Below are 17638 nucleotides of genomic sequence, written 5' to 3'. Positions count from 1 at the left end.
GCCCGGTGACGGCCCTGGGTCGTCGCCAGTAGCGTCCGGCGTGTTCATCCAGCCGCCGGGCGTCGTCGCTGGCCCGTTCAGGGTGCCAGCGACAGTGAACGCGGCCGGCCATGCGACAATGACCGGCCTGATCCAGCCACGGTAGTTCCCGGCGTGACCGAAACCGTCGCCGCTCCGCGCACGCTCGATGACGCCTTGAAGGACGCGATCCGCAAGGCGTACACGACGCTGCAGGCCAATACTCCCGGCTTCTCCACCCGCCGCTCGCAGAGCCAGATGATCGGTGTGGTGTCGCGTGCGCTGTCGAAAAGTGGCGGCGTCGGCGTGGTCGAGGCGCCCACCGGCGTCGGCAAGAGCCTGGGCTACCTCACCGCAGGTGTACCGATCGCGCTGGCCAGCAAGAAGAAGCTGGTGATCAGCACCGGCACCGTAGCGCTGCAGTCGCAGCTGGTCGAGCGTGACATCCCGAATTTCCTCAAGGCCACCGGCCTGGAAGCGACCGTGGCGCTGGCCAAGGGCCGTACCCGCTACCTGTGCACGCGCAATGCTGCCGAGGCGCAGGGCGAGGGTTCGCAGGGCGGCATGTTCGAGGATGACGCACCCCTGTTCGACCGGCCGCTGGCGCCGATCGAGATGGACATCGCCAAGCGCCTGACCGACGCCTTCACCGGCGGCACCTGGGATGGCGACATCGACAACGCGCCGGAGACCATCAGCCCCGGCCTGCGCAGCCGCATCACCACGCCGGCTTCGGGTTGTGCCGGGCGCCGCTGCGCCTATTCGGCGCAGTGCGCGGTGCTGCGTTCGCGCAACACGGTGCGCGATGCGCAGATCGTGGTCACCAACCACGCGCTACTGCTGTCGGCGCTGTCGATCGGTGACAGCGACAACGGCCAGCCGTTGATCGCGCCGCCGTCGGACATGCTGTTGGTGCTGGACGAAGGCCATCACATCGGCAGCGTGGCGATCGACCAGGGTGCAGCCAGCCTGGCGCTGGACGAGATGGCCAAACGCACCGGCCTCCTGCAGATCCTGATCGCCGGTGCCTATCGCGCGGTCGACAAGGACCGTCTCGGCAACCTGCTGCCGAACGAAGCGATCGAGGTCGCCAGCAACGTCGCCAAGCAGCTGCGCGCGTTCCGCGATCACATCGAGCGGGTGTGGATGCCGGCACCGGCGGACGAAGAGCCGATGTGGCGCGCGGCCAACGGGCGCCTGCCCGAGGCCTGGCGCGAGCCGATCGAGGCCCTGGCCGACGATACCCGCAGCCTCTACAACTGGGCGCATGCCGCCACCGCGCAGGTGGCCAAGGGCAAGCCGGACGATGCCGCGCGCGAGCGCCTGCAGCGCAACCTGGGCATGGCGCTGGAAATGATCGAGCAGCAGTACAACCTGTGGCAGGCGTGGCGCCGCGAGGACAAGGATGGCGCGCCGCCGATGGCGCGCTGGGTCACCGCCACCCGCGACGGCGACCTGGTGCTGCACGGCTCGCCGGTGTCGGCCGCGCACGTGCTGCGCAGGCTGCTGTGGGATGAAGTGGACTCGGTGGTGATGACCTCGGCGACGTTGACCGGCGGTGGCGACTTCCAGTCGCTGGCGATCGACAACGGCATTCCGGAAGAGGCAGAGATGGTCTCGCTGTCGTCGCCGTTCGACCTGCCCAACCAGGCCGAGCTGGTCGTGCCGAAGTTCCCGGTCACGCCGGACGACCGCGAAGGCCACCCGCGCGAAGTGGCGCGCTACCTCGACACCGAGCTGGACTGGGCCAAGGGCTCGATGGTGCTGTTCACCTCGCGCTGGAAGATGGAGAAGGTGGCCGGGCTGATGTCGGCCGCGCGGCGCAAGCAGGTGCTGGTGCAGGGCGAGATGTCCAAGACCCGCCTGATCGACGAGCATCTGCGGCGCGTGGCGGCAGGCGAGGGCTCGGTGCTGTTCGGGCTGAACTCGTTCGGCGAAGGGCTCGACCTGCCGGGCGAAGCCTGCACTACGGTGGTGATCACCCAGGTGCCGTTCGCGGTGCCGACCGACCCGCAGACCGCCACGCTCAGCGAGTGGTTCGAGGGGCGCGGGTTGAATGCCTTCAACCTGATCGCCATTCCGCATGCGCTGCGCACGCTGACCCAGTTCGCCGGCCGCCTGATCCGCACCTCCACCGACACCGGCCGGGTGGTCATTCTTGATTCGCGGCTGCTGACCCGCCGCTACGGCAAGCGCATCATCGACGCGCTGCCGCCGTTCAAGCGCGTGATCGGCTGACACGGGGTCGGATCCCTTCCGAAGGAAAGGCTCTGACCCCACCACGCACTCTGTCGCTCAGCCGCCCTGCGGATTCCGGCAGGCCTGGTTGCCCATCGCAGTGTGGTAATCGCGATCAAAGCAGCGCAGGAAGCCATCGAGCACGTCCAGGTTGGGCGGCCATGGCACATCCACCTTCTGCCCGCCGGCGGTGGTGAAGTGATAGCGCCCATCCTTCAGCGCCCCGGCGATCTGCTCCGGCGTGGGAATCGCAATCAGGGCTGCACGCGCCCTTTCCAGCGCTGCACGGTCGCGCTGCAGGAAGGCGATGGTGCCGTCCACGTAGGCGTTCCAGTAGCCGGGATCGGTGTCCTTGGGCTTGTAGGTGCGCTGCATCAGCGCAATCGCCTGCGGGTACTGTCCGGCCTCGGCACGCATCTGGCCTGCATGCCAGAGGATGATGGTCCTGCCTGCGGCCTTGGGCTGCGCGGCGTACGCAGTCAGCAGGTCCGCCGCCTCGCGGTGGCAGCCGCGGTCGGCCAGCGGGCGCCAGCCGCCCTGCAGATCCTGGTCGAATGCCTCCGGTTCCATGGCCAGCATCGCATCGCGGTCGTATCGGCAGTCCGGTGCCTTCGGCGGCTCGGCGCCCATGCCCAGAGCAGCGGCCAGGGCAAGCGAAAGCAGATTCATCACAACCTCCGTGTCGGTGTTTCGTCCTACCTTACTGCTGATGGCGCGGATCGGGGTCAGAGCCCATGCTGCGAAAGGGGTCCGACCCCACGGCCCCTCAATCGCCCAGCAGCGCAGTGTTACGCACGGCACCCTTGTCGGCGCTGGTGGCAAGCAGCGCGTAGGCCTTCAGCGCGCTGGTGACCTTGCGCGGGCGCGCTTCACGCGGCTTCCAGCCACGCGCGTCGGCATCGGCGCGGCGCTGGGCCAGGGTGGCGTCGTCCACCAGCAGGTCGATGCGGCGCGCAGGGATGTCGATGCGGATGCGGTCGCCATCCTCCACCAGGCCGATCGTTCCGCCGCTGGCCGCCTCCGGCGAGACATGGCCGATCGACAGGCCCGAGGTGCCGCCGGAAAAGCGACCGTCGGTCAGCAGCGCGCACTGCTTGCCCAGCCCCTTCGATTTCAGGTAGCTGGTGGGGTAGAGCATTTCCTGCATGCCCGGGCCGCCCTTCGGGCCTTCGTAGCGGATCACCACCACCTCGCCCGGCTGCACTTCGTCGGCGAGGATGCCGGCAACGGCGGCGTCCTGGCTCTCGTAGACGCGCGCGGGGCCTTCGAACACGTGGATCGACTCGTCCACGCCGGCGGTCTTCACCACGCAGCCATCGACGGCCAGGTTGCCGCGCAGCACGGCGAGGCCGCCTTCCAGTGAGTACGCGTGCTGCAGCGAACGGATGCAGCCTTCGGCGCGGTCCACGTCCAGGGTCGGCCAGCGCGTGGCCTGGCTGAAGGCCTCCTGGGTGGGGATGCCGGCCGGGCCGGCCTTGAAGAAGGTATGCAGGGTGTCGTTGTCACTACGCACCACGTCCCAGCGTTCCAGCGCGTCGGCCAGGCTGGCGCTGTGCACGGTCGGCACCGTGGTATCGAGCAGGCCCGCGCGGTCCAGCTCACCGAGGATGCCGAACACGCCGCCGGCGCGGTGCACGTCTTCGATGTGGTACTTGGGCGTGTTCGGTGCCACCTTGCACAGCTGCGGGACGCGCCGCGACAGTGCATCGATGTGGGTCAGGTCGAAGTCGACCTCCGCTTCCTGCGCGGCGGCCAGCAGGTGCAGGATGGTGTTGGTGGAACCGCCCATGGCGATGTCCAGGGTCATCGCATTGGCGAAGGCGGCCTGGGTGGCGATGCCGCGCGGCAGCGCGCTCGGGTCTTCGCTGCCATACCAGCGGTGGCAGAGTTCCACGATCAGGCGCCCGGCGCGGCGGAACAGCGCTTCGCGGTCGGCGTGGGTGGCCAGCGTGGTGCCGTTGCCGGGCAGCGACAGGCCCAGCGCTTCGGTCAGGCAGTTCATCGAGTTGGCGGTGAACATGCCCGAGCAGGAACCGCAGGTAGGGCAGGCGCTGCGCTCGAACGCCGCGACCTTTTCGTCGGAAGCGCTGTCATCGGCGGCCACCACCATCGCGTCGACCAGGTCCAGCTTGTGCTCGGACAGCCTGGTCTTGCCCGCTTCCATCGGCCCGCCGGAGACGAACACCACCGGGATGTTGAGGCGCAGCGCGGCCATCAGCATGCCGGGGGTGATCTTGTCGCAGTTGCTGATGCACACCAGCGCGTCGGCGCAGTGCGCATTGACCATGTATTCCACGGCGTCGGCGATGATCTCGCGGCTGGGCAGTGAATAGAGCATGCCGTCGTGGCCCATCGCGATGCCGTCGTCCACGGCGATGGTGTTGAATTCCTTGGCGACGCCGCCGACCTGTTCGATCTCGCGCGCGACCAGCTGGCCGAGGTCCTTCAGGTGCACGTGGCCGGGCACGAACTGGGTGAAGGAGTTGGCGATGGCGATGATCGGCTTGTGGAAGTCGCCGTCCTTCATGCCGGTGGCGCGCCACAGCGCGCGGGCGCCGGCCATGTTGCGGCCGGCGGTGGAGGTGCGGGAACGGTATTCGGGCATGGCTGGCGGAACGGGCGGGCCGTACGACGTGGGGGTCGGCTGATCATGGCCAATTTTTTCGGTTGCTGCTGCAACCACCTTCACCGCTTGCAGCGGCTTGGTGGTCCGCGCATTTCCCCTTATCCCCGCGCCTTCGGCGCGCCCCCTTGAACAACAAGGGGGCTTCTTGCCGGAGACTTGGCTGCGCGCGCCGGCCATAGCGGGGCGCCGCGGGGTGTGTGCCAACCAAGGTTGGCACCTCCCTGAGCGGTGAGCCGCCCGGGGTCGGATCCCATCGCGGCGCGATGGGCTCTGACCCCAATGCCCGACGAAAATGAAAGTCCGTTCATCTTTGCCACTTTGCCGATTCCGGTTGATGGCCCGGATTTGGCATCATTGGGGCATTGATCCGTCGACAGGGCATGAGGCCATGAAACGTTCCCGCACCACCGCGCTGCTGCTGATGAGCGCCGCGCCGCTGCTGTTCACCGCCTGCCAGAAGGAGCCGGAGGTGAAGGTGCAGGAAGGCCTGTACACCTCGGTGGAGGCCTGCACCGAGGCCACCGGCGATCCGTCGGCGTGCCGCAACGCGTTCGCCGAAGCGCAGAAGCAGGCCGCCGATGCGGCGCCGAAGTACGCCAGCAAGGAAGCCTGCGAGAAGGACTACAAGCCGGAACAGTGCGTGCAGCAGCACACCTCGGCCGGTACTTCGTTCATCGGCCCGATGATGATGGGCTTCTTCATGTCGCAGATGCTGAGCAACCGCGGCGGCCTCGCTCCGCAGGCGCCGACGGCGTCGCCGGCTTACCAGGACAAGAGCGCCGGTTGGGCGCGTCCGGCTCCGGGCGGCAGTGGTGGCCTGAACACCGCCAGCGGCATCGGCGCCGGCAAGGCTGGCCTGGCCCCGGTCACCAGCGAGCCGAACCGTGCGGTCACCGCCAGCCGTGGTGGTTTCGGCAACACCAGCGCACGCCGCAGCACCAGCGGCAGCTACGGCGGCTGATCGACCCATGCAGCGCATCCGGATTGCCGAGCGTGCCCAGTGGCGGGCACGCGCGGAAGAGGCGGGTTTCCGCTTCCACACGATCGACGGCCAGCCGTACTGGGATGAAAGCGCGTACTACGCCTTTACCCTGCGCCAGATAGAGCAGGACATCGAAGACCCCAGCGCCGAGCTGCACCAGATGGCGCTGGACCTGGTCGGTGATGTCATCGCCAGCGAACGCTTGATGGACCAGCTGGCGATTCCGTCGCACTACCGCGACTGGATCGCTGAAAGTTGGCGCCAGCGCCAGCCGCACCTCTATGGCCGCCTGGACCTGGCCTACGACGGCACCGGCCCGGCCAAGCTGTACGAACTGAACTACGACACGCCGACCTCGCTGTTCGAGGCCAGCTTCTTCCAGTGGCAGTGGCTGGAGGACCAGCGCAACGCCGGTCGCCTGCCGCAGCATGCCGACCAGTTCAACGCGATCCACGAAGCGCTGGTCGAACGCTTCGGCGAACTGGCCACGCAGCTGCCGCCGCCGCTGTACTTCAGCGCCGTGGGCAGCTCGGAAGAAGATCGCGGCACCGTCGACTACCTGCGTGACTGTGCGTCGCAGGCCGGCCTGCATGGCCAGGCCATCGCCATCGAGGACATCGGCCTGTCCGAGGACGGCCGCTTCACCGCGCTGGACGATTCGGTGATCGGCACGCTGTTCAAGCTGTATCCGCTGGAAGACCTGATGGCCGAGGAATTCGGCCGCGCGTTGCCCGGCTCGGGCGTGCAGCTGCTGGAGCCGGCGTGGAAGGCGGTGCTGAGCAACAAGGGCATCCTGCCGCTGCTGTGGCAGCGCAACGTGGGCCATCCGAACCTGCTGGAGGCGCACTTCGATGACGGCAGCACGCTGGCATCGGGCTGGGTGCGCAAGCCGCTGTTCTCACGCGAAGGCGCCAACATCGAGATGCACCTGGCCGATGGCAGCACCCAGCGCAGCGACGGGCCCTATGACGGCCCGGCGATCATCCAGCGTGCGCATCCGCTCACCCGCTTCGAAGGCGGCTATCCGCTGATCGGCAGCTGGGTGGTGGGTGACCACGCCTGCGGCATCGGCATCCGCGAGGACGACAGCGCGATCACCCGCGACAGTGCGCGCTTCGTGCCGCACGCGATCGTTGATGAGGCGCCGACGCGGATCTACGTCTGATGGTGGTGCGGCGCCACCAGAGCCGACGCAGGTGACCGACGCCGGTCGTAGAACAACCGCCGTTGGTAGAAGCCGACCTTGGTCGGCGGTTTGGGTTTCGTGCCAACCAAGGTTGGCACCCCACCAGGGCGATCGTTGGTATCAGAGCAGCCCTTCGCGCTTCACCGCCAGGTAGCGTTCCACCAGCGCGCCGGGCAGGGCGTCGGCGGTCACGTCCAGCACCATCACCTTCTCGCTGCGCAGCGCCTCGTGCGCCTTCGCGCGCTGCTGCAGGTACAGCGCCGCGGCACCGGCCTGGGTGGCGTCCTCCAGCGTCTGCACCTCGCCCTCCAGTGCGCCGTCCAGCTCGCGTTCGCGCAGGCTGGCCACGCACACCAGGTGGCGCCGCTGCAGCAGGCGCACTGCCGCCAGCAGGTCTTCGATGTCCTCGTCGCGCACGTTGCTGACCAGCATCACCAGCGCGCGCCGGCGCTGGCGCAGCGATACTTCGGTGGCGGCGGCCAGGTAATCGGTGGCCACCGCGCGTGGCTGCAGGTCGTAGCTGGCGCGCAGCAGGTGCTCGACCGTACCCATGCCACGCTGCGGCGCCACCCACCGGCGTTCACCACCGGCGGCGAACAGGCCGGCGGCATCGCCCTGGCGCAGCGCCAGGTAGGCCACCACCAGCGAGGCGTTCAAGGCATGGTCGAAGTGCGAGAGCCCGCCTTCGCTGGCCAGCATCCGCCGGCCGCTGTCGAGCATCAGCAGCAGCTGCTGGTTCTTCTCGTCCTGGTATTCGCGCGAGATCAGCTTGCGCGCTCGCGCGGTGGCCTTCCAGTCGAGCTGGCGCAGGCTGTCGCCGATGCGGTACTCGCGCATCTGGTGGAAGTCGGTGCCTTCACCGCGGCGGCGCTTCACGTGCGCCCCCACCAACCGCGAGGCCTGGTCGGCACTGAACAACGCAAACCGGGTGAGCGGCACGAAGTTCGGATAGACCCGCACGTCCAGCGACGGCGGCAGCGTGCGTTGCTGCCACCACAGGCGCCACGGCGAGCGCATGCGCAGGTGCACGCCCTCGAAGCGGAAGTGCCCCCGCTGCAGCGGCTGCAGGTGGTAGTGCAGCGTTGAGGCGGTGCCGGCCTGCAGGCGCACGCGCTGCGGCAGCGATTCCAGCGGCCAGCCGCCGGGCACCAGGTCGAACACCTGCACCGTCATCGGTTGTTCGGCCTGCAGTCGCAGCGCTGCCTGACGGCGCACGCCCAGCGCCAGCGCCTCGGGCAGCTCGCGTTGCACTTGTGGCGAAGGACGCTGCGTCTGCCGCCACAGATCGAACAGCGCAGGCAGCGCGATGGCCACTGCCGCCAGCGCCCAGCTCCAGCGCGGCAGCAGGCCGCCCAGCACCAGGCCACCCAGGGCAGCCCAAGCCAGCAGCAGCGCCAGCAGCAGCGGAGCCGGCCTCATCGGCGCGGCGCTTCCACCTTGGCCAGCAGCGCGCCCAGCACATCGTCGGCGTCCTGGCCTTCGATCTGCAGTTCCGGTGCCAGCGCGATGCGGTGGCGCAGCGCGGGGCGCGCGATGTCGCGCACATCGTCCGGAGTGACGAAGTCACGGCCAGCCAGCACCGCCTGCGCGCGCGAGGCACGCACCAGCGCGATGCTGCCGCGCGGGCCGGCGCCGACCGCGATACCCGGCCACTGCCGGGTCGTCGCGACGATGCGTACCGCGTAGTCGATCACTTCGTCATCGACCGTGATCGCAGCGGTCGCGCGCTGCAGCTCCAGCAGTTCGCCAGCGCCCAACACGCGTGGCACCTGGCTCAGGTCGAAATCGCTGGCGGCGCGGCCACTGGTGATCGCGGTCACCATGCGCTTTTCGTCCTCCAGCTGCGGGTAGTCGATCAGCACCTTCAGCAGGAAGCGGTCCAGCTGCGCTTCCGGCAGCGGGTAGGTGCCTTCCTGCTCCAGCGGGTTCTGCGTGGCCAGTGCCATGAACGGCGGCGCCAGGGTGAAGGCCTTGCCTTCGATGGTCACCTGGCCTTCCTGCATCACTTCCAGCAGCGCCGACTGGGTCTTGGCCGGTGCACGGTTGATCTCGTCGGCCAGCAGCAGGTTGGTGAAGACCGGCCCGCGGCGGATCTTGAAGCTCTCGCTCTTCGGGTCGTACACCGCATGGCCACTGACGTCGCTGGGCATCAGGTCGGGGGTGAACTGTACGCGGCCATAATCCAGTTCCAGGGCCTGGGCCAGCGCACGCACCAGCAGGGTCTTGCCCAGACCGGGTACGCCCTCGATCAGCACGTGGCCACCGGCCAGCAGCGCCACCAGGATCTGGTCCAGTACATCGGCCTGGCCGATGAAGGCGTGGCCGACGGCATCGCGGATGGCATCGACGCGTTCGATCAGGCGGGCATTGGCGGCCGCCGGCAGCTCGGGGACTTCGGTCATAGCAGGGATCTCATCTGGAGCAGCAAGCGGATGCGCTCGCGCAGGGCGGAGGAATCGTGCGGCGGAGGAGGTGTGAGCGCGTTGGCGACGCGGCCTTGCGGCCACTTCAGCAGCTCGGCGATGGCCTGCTCGCGCGGTGCGCCATCGAGTGCGGCGGCGACCGGCGCGCGCAGGCGCAGGCGATGCAGGAACAGGGCGAGCACGGCGTCATACAGGCGCGCGCCGTGGCCGAAACGCAGCAGCAGCTCGCCGCTGGCACGCACGTGTTCCAGCAGCGAGCGGCGTTCCAGCACCGGCGACGGCAGCAGGCTGCCGAAGCGCTGCGAGCGGCCCCACAGCCACCCCAGCAGGGCCAGCAGCAGCGGCGCCCACACCGGCCAGCCCTGGTAGAACAGGCGTGCCCACAGCGACGGCGGGCGGCTGGCGTAGACCAGCCAGAATGCGCCCTTGCCGTAGTTTGGATCGAGCAGGTAACGGGTCAGGTCGCGGTGCGAGAGATCGTGCAGGCCATCGCTGGCCTTGCCCGCGGCGGAGGCCAGGCGCGCTGCCGGTGAATCCACTTCGCCGCGCATGAATTCCATGTCGGCCAGCACGCTCACCTTGCCCTGGCCGTGGCGCAGGCGCGCGAATACCAGGTCGCGTTCACTGCCCCAGCGCCTTTCGGCCCGCGTGCTGGCGGCGAAGCCCAGGGTGAAGCGGCGGCCACTGCAGAATTCGACATGGCCGGGATCATCATCGATGTGGAACGGCTGGCAGTCGCTGCGCTGGAACAGGCTGTCCACTCCCAGCCGGTCGAGCAGCGGTCCCTGCGTGCTGCTGGCGTCGTCCTTGGCTGGTGGCGGCGTGCGTACCAGCAGGTGGCCGCCGCCGTCGACCCAGTCCAGCAGGGCCTTCGCCACCGGTGCCGGCAGTTCGCTGCTGTCCTGCAGCAGCACCACCGTGTCGCGCGGGCCCAGCACCATCTGCTGCAGGTCCAGCCGCGGCCGCGAATGCACGTCGATGCCATCGGCACGCAGGGCCTGGCCCAGCACGTACAGCGGGTTGTAACCGGCCTCACCCTGCGGCGGCAGCTGCACCGTCTCGGTCACCCGCTCGTGCGTGCGCAGGTAAAGGATCGTAAGCGGCACGCCGAACAGCACCAGCCCAGCCAGCAGCAGCGACCAGAACAGGCGCGGGCTCATGCCAGCCACCTGTACTGTTGGCGCAGGGTATCGGCCAATGCATCGAAATCGGCGCGGCGGGGCAGGCGGCCACCGTAGGCGGCGTACTGCCACATGCGCACGATGCGCGCGAACAGGTCACGGTCGGTGGCATCGGGCATGCGCCGTGACGCGCGCAGGCATTGCGCTTCGGTGGCGCCAGGCGGAAGCGCGATGCCGCTGCGCTCGCCCACCGTGCGCACGCTGGCGCGGTACAGCAGGGCCAGGGCCTGCCGCGGCCGCCCCTGGTCCCACAGCAGGCCGGCCTGGGTGGCCACGTCCGGTGGCAGCACGACCGGCAACTCCACCTGTTCCTCCACCACCTGCGGTGCAGCTACCGGCTTGCGCCGGCCACTGCCGCGCAGCCACGGCAGCCACAGCCGTGCGGTCAGCAGCAGCACCAGCAGCAGGATGCCGAGCAGGCCCCACAGGCCCCATTCGGCCAGCCGCGCCAGCCAGGCGATGCCGGCCTTGCGGTTGCTGCGCTCGCCCTTGCTGCTGCTTTCGCTCTGCAGCGTCTTGTCTTCCTTCTTTTCTTCCTCGGCCGGTTCGATCGGCTTCCAGCGCGTCACCTGGCGGGTCGGGCGCTGCAGCGGATCTTCATAGGCGCGGTTCACCGCCTGGCGGAAACCGGCGGTGTCCACCGGCGCCGCACCGAAGATCATGGCCGGTGCATTGGCCGGATCGTTCGCCGCGGTGGCGGGTTCTTCCGCGTGGTTCTCGTCCTCTTCGGCATCGTCGGCTTCGGCGGCGATCGATCGCGCGTCCTGTGCATGCACCGGCGCAGAGGCCAGCGGCAGTGCCAGGCACAGCAGCAGGGCCAGCGTCGATGCCGCTGGCAGCAGCCGCTCGCGCAGTCGGCGCAGGGCGATTTCCACGTCCCACGCTTCCATCTGCGTACGCCGGTTCAAGTACAGGCCGAAGCCGGCGCCGACGTAGAACGGCCCGATCAGCACCGACGCCAGCCAGCACGCAAGGTTGAAGCCCAGCCGCGCCCATGCGGGCGTGTCCTGGCCGATCATGTCCCAAGCGGCTCGCCACGATTCGGACATCAGCTCCAGCGGCATGAACATGAACACCGCACCGATTGCACCGGACACCAGCGCCGCTTCAAAGGCCATGCAGGCCACGGTCAGCACGACAGCGGCGCCTGCGGCACCGGCGGCCACTGCGCGGCGGCGTGCGCCGCGCTGGGCCGGTGCGTTGCCTTCCAGCAGGTTCACCGGCAGGCACAGGCTGCGCAGCACGCTGAAACGGCGCCAGCCCAGGTAGCCCCAGAATCCTGCATTGCCCCAGCTGCGCTGCGCGTGCAGGGCCGCCAGCGTGCCGACCGGCTCGCCGAAGATGCCACGCGAAAGCACGTACAGCGGCGCACGTTCGAACAGCGGCTTGCACCACCACATCGCCAGCCAGGCCCAGCCGAACGCATCCAGCCACCAGCCCAGCGCGTTGAAGATCACGAACAGCGGTGCACTGGCCAGCAGCCAGCTGCCCCATACCGCGCGCGCGTGGCGGCGTGACAGGGCGGTGCCCAGCTCCATTGCTTCCCAGCCACTGCGCGCGCGCAGCACCACGTCCAGGTGGTCAATGCGCATTGCCGCCTCCGCGTCCGCCGCGCCACAGCCACAGCAGCACGCCGGCCCACAACACGCCGGCCACGCTGAACTTGCCCCAAGCCGGTACTTCGGCAATCGACGACCAGAACGCTTCGATGAAAGCGGCCACCAGCAGCATGAACGCCACGCCCAGGCACAGTCGGGCACCGATGCGGCCGCCATCGACCAGTGCATCCAGGCGGCTGCGCCGGCCGGGAGCCAGCAGCTTCATGCCCAGCTGCAGGCCGGCACCGCCAGCGATCACGATCGCGGTCAGCTCGAACGCGCCGTGGCCGACCACGAAGCGCCAGAACGGGTCGCCATGGCCGATGTGCTGCAGGTGGCCGGCCACCGAACCGATGATCACGCCGTTGAACAGCAGCACCAGCAGCGTGCCCAGCCCGGCCAGCAGTCCGCTGGCGAAGGTGCGCAGGGCGATGCTGATGTTGTTCATGATGTAGTGGCCGAACATCATCCAGTCGGTGCCGCTGTCACGTCCCAGGCGCTCGGCGGCGGGATCGTACATGCGCTCCATCGCGGCGATCTGGCGGTTGTCCATCAGCATGTGGATCAGGTCCGGATAGACCTGCACCAGCACGAAGCAGGCCACCGCCGGCAACGCGAACATCGCCAGCGCCACCCACATGCTGGGCGCCTGGCTGCGCACCAGCAGCGGGAAGTCGGCCACCAGGAATTCCAGTGCACCGCGCCAGCGTGTTGGCGGCGTGCGGTACAGCACGCTGTGGCCCTGCTGCATCAGCTGCTGCAGGCGTTGCACCAGCTGCGGGCTGTAGCCGCGCTCGCGGGCCAGCGCCAGCTGCTGGCACAGCCGCCGGTAGCGCTGCGGGAAGGTGGTGTCGTCCAGTGCCAGGCCGCTGGCCTGGCGGCGCGTGCGGCGCGAGGCACCGGCGCGCAGCAGCAGCCACTGCTCCAGGTCCTGCCACTCCTGTTGATAGCGCGCGACGAACTGTTCCTGCTTCATCGCCGCCCCAGCAGCCAGTTGGCCATGGCGTACAGGCGCAGCACGCCGACCTGGCCGTGGGTGCCGGTCAGCGGTTCGGCAATGCCGGCCAGTTCCTGCTGGCGTGCCGCCGACAGACGCGGCGCGCGCTCGGCGAAGGCCATCAGTGCCGCTTGTTCCTCTGGCTGCAGGGGCTGCGGAGGGGCCAGCACGCTGTCGATGGTGGGCGGATGGGGCAGGTACAACACCGGTGCATGCACCACCACGGTGCCGGCGACCAGGTCGCCGAGGCGGCGGCCATGGGGATCGAACAGGCTGCTGATCAGGCCCAGTGCATAGCCGAACGGCAGCATGTCCACGGTGCGCAGCAGGTTGCGGGTGATGGCGGCCATCCAGCCCACCGGCGCGCCATCGCGGGACAGCACGCGAAGCCCCAGCGCTCGCTTGCCCAGCGTGCGCCCCCACAGCGCCTCGCAGACGATCGGGTAGGCCCAATAGACCAGGAACATCAGCACCAGGCTGAGCCCGGAGCCGAACGTGTCCAGCAGTGCCAGTGGAATGGACATCACCATCAGTACCGCGATGCGCACGCCGAGATCCACCAGCCAGGCCATCGCCCGTGGCACCGGGCCGGCCGCCGGCAACTGCAGCGGCACACCCTCCGGCGTCACCACCTCGCGGTAGGTATCGAGCATCGGTGCGGCCATCAGCGCGATGGCCTTCGTTGTGGGCGGCGGAGTCCTCTCCGGCAGGCAGCCACAGGCATGGGGGTCTCGACAGGTCCTGGTCGGGCCCAGACTTTAGCAGAGCCGCGTGGCAGCGTTGGCCGCTCAGCCCAGGTATTCGTCCTTCAGCCGCACGTAGTGGTCGGCCGAGTAGTGCAGCGACTCGATCTCCTTGTCACTGAGCGTGCGCGCCGGGCGTGCCGGATTGCCCACCCACAGCTCGCCTTCGCCGACCACCTTGCCCGGGCCCACCACCGCACCGGCGCCGATGAAGGCGTGCCGTTCCACCCGGGCGCCGTCCAGGATGCAGGCGCCCATGCCGATCAGGCTGTAATCACCGATGGTGCAGGCGTGGATGATGCAGCCGTGGCCGACGGTCACGCCTTCGCCGATCAGGGTCGGGTAGCCGGCCTTGTTGTACGGGCTGTGGTGGCTGACGTGGATGATGGTGCCATCCTGCACGTTGGTGCGCGCACCGACGCGGACGTAATTGACGTCGCCGCGGATGACCGTGCCCGGCCAGATGGAGACATCGTCGGCCAGCTCCACGTCACCGATGAGGGTGCAGGCCGGGTCGACGTACACGCGCTGGCCGAGGACGGGCATCTTGTCGCGGAAGGGGCGCAGAGGGTTCATCGCGGTCTCCAGGAGGGGCAAGCACGGCGATGATACGCGGCGATTGCAGTGGTAGCGCCGGGCTGCGCCCGGCGGATGATTGCGCGCCGCCTTGCTCACCGGGCATGGCCCGGCGCTACCGCGGCTTCGGCACGTGCGCGGTGGATCCACGCCATGCGTGGATGGACCCCGGTTCAGGCTGGCGCGTGCGTCGCCAGCATCTGCCGGAACAGGCCGTCCAGCCAGGCGGCGTCGCCGTGCCCTGCAGGCAGCTGCGGCCCCTCGGCACGCTCGGCCAACATAGCGTCGATGTACTCGCTGATGGCTGCGATGCGCGGACCGGCGGCGACCTCGGCACTGGCACGCTTGACCAACAGCAGCGCGTCGATGGCCTCGCGCACCGCACCCTGGGGCAGCAGGCGCTCCAGCAGGTCTTCGAAGGCCATCGGCGGCGGCGTGTGTTCGTTCTCGATCCATTGGCAGGCCAGCAGCGGGCGCAGCACGTACAGGTACTTCTTGGTACGCACGGTTTCGCCGCGCAGATAGCCGCGATGGTTGGAGCGCGCCATGTTGAAGTAGTGCCACCACGTGCCCAGCGGCGAGTAGAAGCGCTCGGCGGCCTGCCACAGGCAGGCAACGGCCTTGGCATCGTGCTGGTAGATGATCGGCGAACGCAGCCACTCGATCAGCGTCGGGTTGGACTTGGACACCAGCCGCAGCGCCTTGCGCAGGTCCCAGCCGCTCACATCCAGCTCGTCATCGATCGGCAGCTCGATCACATCGCGCTGCGCTTCGCCGGGGCCGGTGGCCTCGTTGACGCTCAGGTACCACGGCTGGCGATGCACGTAGATGAAGCGCGCGTCGTAGTCACTGTCCGGCGAGGAAAAGCCCCAGCCCCGGCTGCCCGATTCGCAGGCCAGGAGCACGCGCACATCGTGCGTGCGCTCGATGTCGGCCAGGGTGGTGAGGATGGCGGCGCGCTTGTCCGGTGCGATCGGGTGGATGTCGTCCATGCAGTGCAGATTCGTAGTCGAGCTTGCTCGACTGTAACGCACGTTTGGCCCACCCAGTCGTGCCGACCAACGGTCGGCACCTACCAGAGCCGGTATCGCCGGGCCATGCCCGGCGAGCGAAGCGGTGCGTTACGCCACGCGGCCGCGGCGGGCACGTTCCAGGTGCACCAGCAGCAGCGAGATCGCCGCCGGGGTCATGCCCGGGATGCGCTGCGCCTGGCCGATGGTCTGCGGGCGTACGCGCTCCAGCTTCTGCAGTACTTCGGCCGACAGCCCACGCACACTGGCGTAGTCGAAGCCTTCGGCGATCGGCGTGGCTTCGTGGCGCTGCTGGCGTTCGATCTCCTCGCGCTGGCGGTCCAGGTAGCCGGCGTACTTCACGCCGATCTCGACCTGCTCGGCCACCTTGCCATCGGCCACGGCCGGGCCCAGCGACGGCACCTGCATCAGCTGCGCGTAATCCAGCTCCGGGCGCTTGATCAGGTCCAGCACGTTGGTCTCGCGGCTGACCGCCACGCCCAGCGTGTCCTGCACTTCGCGGCCCAGCGCATTGGCCGGGGTCGCCCACAGCGCACCCAACCGCGCGCGCTCGGCGGCGACAGCCGCCTGCTTGGTCTCGAAGGCGCTCCAGCGGCGGTCATCGACCAGGCCCATCTCGCGGCCGGCCGGGGTCAAGCGCTGGTCGGCATTGTCCTCGCGCAGCTGCAGGCGGTACTCGGCGCGGCTGGTGAACATGCGGTAAGGCTCGTTGGTGCCGTGGGTGATCAGGTCATCCACCAGCACGCCCAGGTACGCTTCATCGCGGCGCGGGCACCAGCCGTCCAGCCCGCGCACCTGGCGCGCGGCATTGAGGCCGGCCAGCAGGCCCTGTGCGGCAGCTTCCTCATAGCCGGTGGTGCCGTTGATCTGGCCGGCGAAGAACAGGCCGCTGACCAGCTTGGTTTCCAGCGAAGCCTTCAGCCCGCGCGGATCGAAGAAGTCGTACTCGATCGCGTAGCCGGGGCGGGTGATGTGTGCGTTCTGGAAACCGCGGATGCTGCGCACCATCTCCAGCTGCACGTCGAACGGCAGCGAGGTGGAGATGCCGTTGGGATAGATCTCGACGATGCCCAGGCCTTCGGGTTCGACGAAGATCTGGTGGCTGGCCTTTTCGGCGAAGCGCACTACCTTGTCCTCGATGGACGGGCAGTAGCGCGGGCCGATGCCCTCGATCTGGCCGCTGTACAGCGGCGAACGGTGCAGCGCGTCGCGGATGATCTGGTGGGTCTGTTCGGTGGTGTGGGTGATCCAGCAGCTGACCTGCTGCGGATGCTCGTCCACCGAACCGAGGAAGGACATCACTGGGCGCGGCGAATCGCCGGGCTGCTCGTCCATCACGCTGTAATCCAGCGAGCGGCCATCGATGCGCGGCGGCGTGCCGGTCTTCAGGCGGTCGACCTGGAACGGACGCTCGCGCAGGCGCGCGGCCAGCGTGGTGGCCGGCGGGTCGCCCATGCGGCCGGCGGCGTACTGGGTCGGGCCGACGTGGATCTTGCCGGCCAGGAAGGTACCGGCGGTCAGCACCACGGCATCGGCGTCGAAGCGCAGGCCGGTCTGGGTGATCACCCCGCGCACGGCGTCGCCGTCGATGACCAGGTCATCGACGGCCGCCTGGAACACGGTCAGGTTGGCCTGGCTTTCGACGATGGCGCGGATCGCCATGCGGTACAGGTTGCGGTCGGCCTGGCAGCGGGTCGCGCGCACGGCCGGGCCCTTGGAGGCGTTGAGCGTGCGCCACTGGATGCCGGCACGGTCGGCGGCATGCGCCATCGCACCGCCGAGGGCGTCGATTTCCTTGACCAGGTGGCCCTTGCCGATGCCGCCGATGGCCGGGTTGCAGCTCATCGCGCCCACGGTTTCGATGTTGTGGGTCAGCAGCAGGGTGCGCACGCCGGTGCGGGCCGCGGCCAGCGCGGCTTCGGTGCCGGCGTGGCCACCGCCGATGACGATGACGTCGTAACGATGGAAGGACGGGTTCATGGGGGCTGTTCAGCTGGGGGCGGGCGCGGCCGCGGGGCGGCGCCGGGGTGGCGATTTTA

The 17638-nt window shown here is 69.0% G+C and carries 14 protein-coding genes; 3 read left to right on the top strand and 11 right to left on the bottom strand.

Annotated features, from left to right (window positions below; genetic code table 11):
• Positions 1–153: 153 nt before the first annotated feature.
• On the top strand, positions 154–2256 hold the full coding sequence (gene dinG, locus B9Y82_RS17770) for an ATP-dependent DNA helicase DinG (RefSeq protein WP_100474532.1): 2103 nt from the start codon (positions 154–156) through the stop codon (positions 2254–2256).
• Positions 2257–2313: 57 nt separating this feature from the next.
• Here dinG and B9Y82_RS17765 read toward each other — a convergent pair whose 3' ends face one another.
• Positions 2314–2925, bottom strand: coding sequence for a hypothetical protein (locus B9Y82_RS17765; RefSeq protein ID WP_100474529.1), 612 nt, complete (start codon positions 2923–2925; stop codon positions 2314–2316).
• 97 nt (positions 2926–3022) lie between these two features.
• Entirely contained in the window at positions 3023–4861 is a 1839-nt protein-coding gene (ilvD, locus tag B9Y82_RS17760) for a dihydroxy-acid dehydratase (RefSeq protein WP_100474526.1), read from the bottom strand.
• A gap of 409 nt (positions 4862–5270) precedes the next feature.
• Between ilvD and B9Y82_RS17755 the strand changes: the two genes are divergently transcribed.
• Together B9Y82_RS17755 and B9Y82_RS17750 are read left to right on the top strand one after the other, a co-directional pair.
• Positions 5271–5843, top strand: a complete 573-nt coding sequence (locus B9Y82_RS17755) for a DUF1190 domain-containing protein (RefSeq protein WP_100474523.1) — start codon at positions 5271–5273, stop codon at positions 5841–5843.
• Between the two features lie 7 nt (positions 5844–5850).
• Positions 5851–7029 (top strand): glutathionylspermidine synthase family protein, encoded by a 1179-nt coding sequence (locus B9Y82_RS17750; RefSeq protein ID WP_100474520.1) that lies wholly within the window; start codon positions 5851–5853, stop codon positions 7027–7029.
• 141 nt (positions 7030–7170) lie between these two features.
• Here B9Y82_RS17750 and B9Y82_RS17745 read toward each other — a convergent pair whose 3' ends face one another.
• From B9Y82_RS17745 to mnmG, 9 genes are all read right to left on the bottom strand, one after another.
• A complete protein-coding gene (locus B9Y82_RS17745) occupies positions 7171–8469 on the bottom strand; it encodes a DUF58 domain-containing protein (protein WP_100474517.1) in 1299 nt (432 codons plus the stop codon).
• The gene (locus B9Y82_RS17740; RefSeq protein ID WP_100474514.1) at positions 8466–9452 is read right to left on the bottom strand and encodes an AAA family ATPase; all 987 of its coding nucleotides are present in this window, start codon (positions 9450–9452) and stop codon (positions 8466–8468) included. Before B9Y82_RS17740 ends, B9Y82_RS17745 begins: the two co-directional genes overlap by 4 nt.
• Positions 9449–10633 carry a DUF4350 domain-containing protein gene (locus B9Y82_RS17735; protein WP_100474511.1) on the bottom strand — a complete coding sequence of 395 codons (1185 nt, stop codon included), beginning with the start codon at positions 10631–10633 and terminating at the stop codon, positions 9449–9451. Before B9Y82_RS17735 ends, B9Y82_RS17740 begins: the two co-directional genes overlap by 4 nt.
• Positions 10630–12246, bottom strand: coding sequence for a DUF4129 domain-containing protein (locus B9Y82_RS17730; RefSeq protein WP_100474508.1), 1617 nt, complete (start codon positions 12244–12246; stop codon positions 10630–10632). The genes B9Y82_RS17735 and B9Y82_RS17730 overlap by 4 nt, the downstream gene beginning before the upstream one ends.
• The gene (locus B9Y82_RS17725) at positions 12236–13228 is read right to left on the bottom strand and encodes a stage II sporulation protein M (protein WP_100474505.1); all 993 of its coding nucleotides are present in this window, start codon (positions 13226–13228) and stop codon (positions 12236–12238) included. Before B9Y82_RS17725 ends, B9Y82_RS17730 begins: the two co-directional genes overlap by 11 nt.
• Positions 13225–13914 carry an RDD family protein gene (locus B9Y82_RS17720; RefSeq protein ID WP_100474502.1) on the bottom strand — a complete coding sequence of 230 codons (690 nt, stop codon included), beginning with the start codon at positions 13912–13914 and terminating at the stop codon, positions 13225–13227. The genes B9Y82_RS17725 and B9Y82_RS17720 overlap by 4 nt, the downstream gene beginning before the upstream one ends.
• Positions 13915–14037: 123 nt before the next feature.
• Entirely contained in the window at positions 14038–14568 is a 531-nt protein-coding gene (locus B9Y82_RS17715) for a gamma carbonic anhydrase family protein (protein WP_100474499.1), read from the bottom strand.
• A gap of 173 nt (positions 14569–14741) precedes the next feature.
• Complete coding sequence (locus B9Y82_RS17710) at positions 14742–15560, bottom strand: nucleotidyltransferase domain-containing protein (protein ID WP_100474496.1); 819 nt, start codon at positions 15558–15560, stop codon at positions 14742–14744.
• Positions 15561–15689: 129 nt separating this feature from the next.
• Positions 15690–17579 carry a tRNA uridine-5-carboxymethylaminomethyl(34) synthesis enzyme MnmG gene (mnmG, locus tag B9Y82_RS17705; RefSeq protein WP_100474493.1) on the bottom strand — a complete coding sequence of 630 codons (1890 nt, stop codon included), beginning with the start codon at positions 17577–17579 and terminating at the stop codon, positions 15690–15692.
• Positions 17580–17638: the final 59 nt, after the last annotated feature.

The organism is Stenotrophomonas maltophilia (genome assembly GCF_002799155.1).
Classification (GTDB): Bacteria; Pseudomonadota; Gammaproteobacteria; order Xanthomonadales; family Xanthomonadaceae; genus Stenotrophomonas; species Stenotrophomonas maltophilia_R.
This window is presented reverse-complemented; position numbering and strand designations above follow the sequence as displayed.

Bases quoted from the DNA above. Each gene is read 5' to 3' on its own strand.
- B9Y82_RS17720 (WP_100474502.1), bottom strand. From the start codon at position 13,914: ATGGCCGCACCGATGCTCGATACCTACCGCGAGGTGGTGACGCCGGAG.
- B9Y82_RS17715 (WP_100474499.1), bottom strand. From the start codon at position 14,568: ATGAACCCTCTGCGCCCCTTCCGCGACAAGATGCCCGTCCTCGGCCAG.
- B9Y82_RS17725 (WP_100474505.1), bottom strand. From the start codon at position 13,228: ATGAAGCAGGAACAGTTCGTCGCGCGCTATCAACAGGAGTGGCAGGAC.
- mnmG (WP_100474493.1), bottom strand. From the start codon at position 17,579: ATGAACCCGTCCTTCCATCGTTACGACGTCATCGTCATCGGCGGTGGC.
- B9Y82_RS17740 (WP_100474514.1), bottom strand. From the start codon at position 9,452: ATGACCGAAGTCCCCGAGCTGCCGGCGGCCGCCAATGCCCGCCTGATC.
- ilvD (WP_100474526.1), bottom strand. From the start codon at position 4,861: ATGCCCGAATACCGTTCCCGCACCTCCACCGCCGGCCGCAACATGGCC.
- B9Y82_RS17755 (WP_100474523.1), top strand. From the start codon at position 5,271: ATGAAACGTTCCCGCACCACCGCGCTGCTGCTGATGAGCGCCGCGCCG.
- B9Y82_RS17730 (WP_100474508.1), bottom strand. From the start codon at position 12,246: ATGCGCATTGACCACCTGGACGTGGTGCTGCGCGCGCGCAGTGGCTGG.
- B9Y82_RS17765 (WP_100474529.1), bottom strand. From the start codon at position 2,925: ATGAATCTGCTTTCGCTTGCCCTGGCCGCTGCTCTGGGCATGGGCGCC.
- B9Y82_RS17735 (WP_100474511.1), bottom strand. From the start codon at position 10,633: ATGAGCCCGCGCCTGTTCTGGTCGCTGCTGCTGGCTGGGCTGGTGCTG.
- B9Y82_RS17750 (WP_100474520.1), top strand. From the start codon at position 5,851: ATGCAGCGCATCCGGATTGCCGAGCGTGCCCAGTGGCGGGCACGCGCG.
- B9Y82_RS17710 (WP_100474496.1), bottom strand. From the start codon at position 15,560: ATGGACGACATCCACCCGATCGCACCGGACAAGCGCGCCGCCATCCTC.
- B9Y82_RS17745 (WP_100474517.1), bottom strand. From the start codon at position 8,469: ATGAGGCCGGCTCCGCTGCTGCTGGCGCTGCTGCTGGCTTGGGCTGCC.